The organism is Paracoccus benzoatiresistens (genome assembly GCF_026913015.1).
GTDB classification, from domain to species: Bacteria; Pseudomonadota; Alphaproteobacteria; order Rhodobacterales; family Rhodobacteraceae; genus Paracoccus; species Paracoccus benzoatiresistens.
The window spans coordinates 1-4,037 of sequence record NZ_JAPTYD010000118.1 but is presented as its reverse complement, the minus strand read 5'-3'; the positions used below and the strand labels follow the sequence as shown (position 1 = coordinate 4,037).

Below are 4,037 nucleotides of genomic sequence, written 5' to 3'. Positions count from 1 at the left end.
TTCCTGATAATCGTGCTGCTGCCGCTGCTGGTCACCGCCTGGTATCTTTATGCCCGGGCCGAGGATCAGTATGCCTCCTATATGGGCTTCACCGTCCGGTCGGAATCCGGCCCCACCTCCAGCGAATTGCTTGGTGGGCTGACCTCGCTTGTCGGCACCACATCCAGTACCGGCAGCGACACCGACATCCTCTACAAGTTCATCCAGAGCCATGATCTGGTCCAGCGCATCGACGAGAAGCTGGATCTGCGCGCGATCTGGTCCAAGCCCGAGAACGATCCGATCTTCGCCTATACCGGCAACGACTCGTTGGAAGATCTGCTGTCGGAATGGGAACGCAAGGTCCGCGTCTATTACGACGAGGGGATGATCGACCTGCGCGTTCTGGCCTTTGACCCGCAGGATGCACAGAAGATTTCCCAGGCGATCTACGACGAAAGCACCCTCCTGGTGAACGAGCTGAACGATGTCGCCCGAGAGGACGCGCTGCGCTATGCCCGCCATGATCTGGACGAGGCGCTGGAACGCCTGCGCTCCGCCCGCCAGGCCATGACCGAGTTCCGCAACCGACACCAGCTTGTCGACCCGGCCGCCGATGTCGCGGGCCAGGCGGGTGTCGTCAGCACGCTCCAGGCGCAACTGGCCGAACAACTGGTGGCGCTTGGCCTGCTGCAGGCAAATGCCCAGGAGAACGACCCCCGGATCGAGCAGACGCAGCTTCGCATCGATGTGATCCGGGAACAGATCGCATCTGAACGCCAGAAGTTCGGCTCGGAGACCGCCACCGGCGAGGCGTTGTCCGAGGTGGTCGGCCAGTTCGAAAGCCTGACGGTGGATCGCCAGTTCGCAGAACAGACCTATGTCGCGGCCCTTGCGGCCTATGACGTCGCCCGGGCCGAGGCGGCGCGCCAGACCCGCTATCTCGCGGCCTATGTCAAGCCGACGCTTGCGCAGGATGCGGAATTCCCCAAACGCATGAAGCTGCTTCCTACCATGGCCGGGTTCCTGTTGCTGATCTGGGTCGTGGGCGTCCTGACCTTCTACAGCCTGCGCGACCGGCGATGATCCGCCTGGAAAACCTAACCAAGATCTACAAGCTGAACGGTCGCCGCAAGGTCGTGGCCAACAACCTGAACGCGACCTTCCCGACGGGCGTGTCCGTGGCCCTGCTTGGCCGCAACGGGGCAGGCAAATCTTCGCTGTTGCGGATGATCTCGGGGGCGATGCTGCCGACCTCGGGGCGGATCCTGTCCACCGGCACGATCAGCTGGCCCGTGGGTTTCGCCGGGTCCTTCAACGGCGAGTTGACGGGCGAACAGAACTGCCGCTTCGTGGCCCGCGTCTACGGCATCGACACCGACGAGATGCGCGACTTCGTCGAGGACTTTGCCGAGCTTGGCCAGCACTTCTACCTACCCTTCCGCACCTATTCGGCGGGCATGAAGGCCAGGCTGGCTTTTGGTGTGTCGATGGCCGTGCCCTTCGACACCTATCTGGTGGACGAGGTCTCGGCGGTGGGCGATGCGGCGTTCCGCGCCAAGTCGAACCACGTCTTCAACGCCCGCATGAAGGCGGCGGGTGCCGTGGTGGTATCCCACTCCATGGCGACCCTGCGCGAGATCTGCCAGGCGGGCGCCGTCCTGGAAAACGGCAAGCTCAGCTATTACCACGACCTCGAAGACGCCATCCAGGCCCATACCGCCAACATGCAGCGTCCTGCCGCCTGACAGGTCTGCGGCGGCGGCGGATTGCAACGGCTGTGTGTCGCCAGCGTGGCAGCTATGGCGTCCGGCTGGCCGGCACACTACAAGGCGGACAAACCTGGTCCCACCGAAGGCAGTTTCATGAAAATAATCGTTCTGGGCGGAGATGGTTTCTGCGGCTGGCCGACGGCGCTGCACCTGTCCGCGCGCGGGCATGACGTGATCATCGTGGACAACCTGTCGCGCCGCAAGATCGACGTCGAGCTTGAGGTCACCAGCCTGACCCCGATCCGCCCCCTGGGAGAGCGGGTCCGGGCCTGGCACGAACTGACCAACCACACGATCCGGGTCGAGAATTTTACCGTGGGCGAGCATTACCACCGCCTGCTGACCCTGCTGCAGCGCGAACAGCCCGATGCGGTGATCCACTTTGCCGAACAGCGCGCCGCGCCCTATTCGATGAAGTCCAGCTGGCACAAGCGCTATACGGTCAGTAACAACCTGAACGCCACCAATGACGTGCTGGCCGCCATCGTCGAAAGCGGCCAGGACATCCATCTGGTCCATCTGGGGACGATGGGCGTCTATGGCTATGGCACCGCGGGCATGAAGATCCCCGAAGGCTATCTGAACGTCGTGGTGGAAACCGAGAACGGCCCCCACCAGCAGGAAATCCTGTATCCCGCGAACCCCGGGTCGATCTATCACATGACCAAGACCCAGGATCAGCTGTTCTTCTTCTACTACAACAAGAACGACGGCGTGCGGATCACCGACCTGCACCAGGGCATCGTCTGGGGCACCCAGACCGAGGAAACGCGCCTGGACGACCGGCTGATCAACCGCTTCGATTATGACGGCGATTACGGCACGGTGTTGAATCGCTTCCTGATGCAGGCCGCGATCGGCTATCCGCTGACGGTGCATGGCACGGGCGGCCAGACCCGCGCCTTCATCCATATCCAGGACACCTGCCGCTGCATCGAACTGGCGCTGATGAACCCGCCTGCCCGGGGCGACCGGGTCAGCATCCTGAACCAGATGACCGAAACCCACCGCGTCCGCGACCTGGCCCGGATGATCGCCGACCAGACCGGGGTCGATGTCGCCTTCCTGAAGAACCCCCGCAACGAGGCGGACGAGAACGACCTCCACGTCGCCAATGACCGCTTCCTGGGGCTGGGGCTGGAGCCGATCAAGCTGGCCGATGGCCTGCTGGCCGAGGTTCAGGAAATCGCCCGCAAATACGCCGACCGCTGCGACCGGGACAAGATCCCCTGCGTGTCGCAATGGAAGACGGCCTAGGATCGGCTGCCGCGCCGGTCGCAGGACAGGCGCGGCCCGGTGTCACTTGCGCATGGCCGCGCTGCTGCCAGCCTTGATCTGATCCACGGTCGCCAGGACCACTGCCAGGCGCTTCGCATCGGCCGGGTGCGTTCCCCAGAAGGACAGCTGCCCGGTCTCTGACCGCGCGGCCTCGTCTCGGGCGAAGAAGCGCGCGCCCCTGACCGGATCATAGCCCGCCGCCGTGGCGATGCGGGTGCCCAGCATGTCGCTTTCCAGCTCATAGGTCTGGGAATAGGCCATGCCGCCGACAGCCGCGCCGATCTCCATGTTGCGGCTGACGGCGTTCGGGTCATAGCCTTGTCCCGCCGACGCCGCCTGCGCATTGCCATAGGCGGTCAGTACCCCGAGGATCAGCGCCCCGGCAATCGCCTGTTGCTGCTGCTTGACGATGTGCTGACCGATCAGGTGGCCGTATTCATGGCCCAGGATAAAGGCGACCTCGTCATCGCTTTCAACATCCTGCAGCATCGGCACGGTGAAGCGGATCACCGGCTGACTGTTTCCCGGCCCGGCATAGGTGAAATAGGCGTTCCGGTCCCTCCTCTGCCGGTCCAGCTCAAGCTTGACGCGGCAATCCGCGCCCTTCGCGGCAAGCTCGGCCTGGCACAGTTGTTCGGCAACAGGCTGGATCCGGGATGCGACGCGCAGGAAACGCGCTTCCCCGGCATCGGCGCTGGTCATGCGGCGCGGCGGGGCGGCCTTGGCTTCGGCGAACATGGCGGAAGCGCGGGCGTTCACGGCGTCGTCCACGCCCGGCATTTGATAGGTGGTGCCACATGCGGCCACAAACCCGAGAAGGCCGGTGACAGCGGCCGCGCGGAGAAACCGGAAAAGGGTCATGGCAAGAATGGTCCGTTACGGATGAACAAGCCCGTCCGCGGCTATCCTGCCAAATCCCTGCAGCCAAAAGAATAGGAGGTGTCCGCATATCGTGTTGGTAGTTTCGTGAAAGTGCAGACGGACTAAGATTACCTCGCATTTCCAGCG

At 63.7% G+C, this 4,037-nt stretch carries 4 protein-coding genes; 3 read left to right on the top strand and 1 reads right to left on the bottom strand.

Features of this window, described 5'->3' with window-relative positions:
• The 3 genes from OU682_RS23505 to OU682_RS23495 all read left to right on the top strand — a co-directional run.
• A partial coding sequence (locus OU682_RS23505) for a KpsE/RkpR family capsule polysaccharide export protein (RefSeq protein WP_268944607.1) occupies positions 1–1,065 on the top strand: 1,065 nt, incomplete at its 5' end.
• Positions 1,062–1,727 carry an ABC transporter ATP-binding protein gene (locus tag OU682_RS23500; RefSeq protein WP_268944606.1) on the top strand — a complete coding sequence of 222 codons (666 nt, stop codon included), beginning with the start codon at positions 1,062–1,064 and terminating at the stop codon, positions 1,725–1,727. The genes OU682_RS23505 and OU682_RS23500, both read left to right, overlap by 4 nt.
• 117 nt (positions 1,728–1,844) lie before the next feature.
• Positions 1,845–3,008 carry an NAD-dependent epimerase/dehydratase family protein gene (locus OU682_RS23495; protein WP_268944605.1) on the top strand — a complete coding sequence of 388 codons (1,164 nt, stop codon included), beginning with the start codon at positions 1,845–1,847 and terminating at the stop codon, positions 3,006–3,008.
• A gap of 42 nt (positions 3,009–3,050) precedes the next feature.
• Here the strand turns inward: OU682_RS23495 and OU682_RS23490 are convergent, their stop codons facing one another.
• Complete coding sequence (locus tag OU682_RS23490) at positions 3,051–3,890, bottom strand: M48 family metallopeptidase (protein ID WP_268944604.1); 840 nt, start codon at positions 3,888–3,890, stop codon at positions 3,051–3,053.
• Between the last annotated feature and the right edge of the window lie 147 nt (positions 3,891–4,037).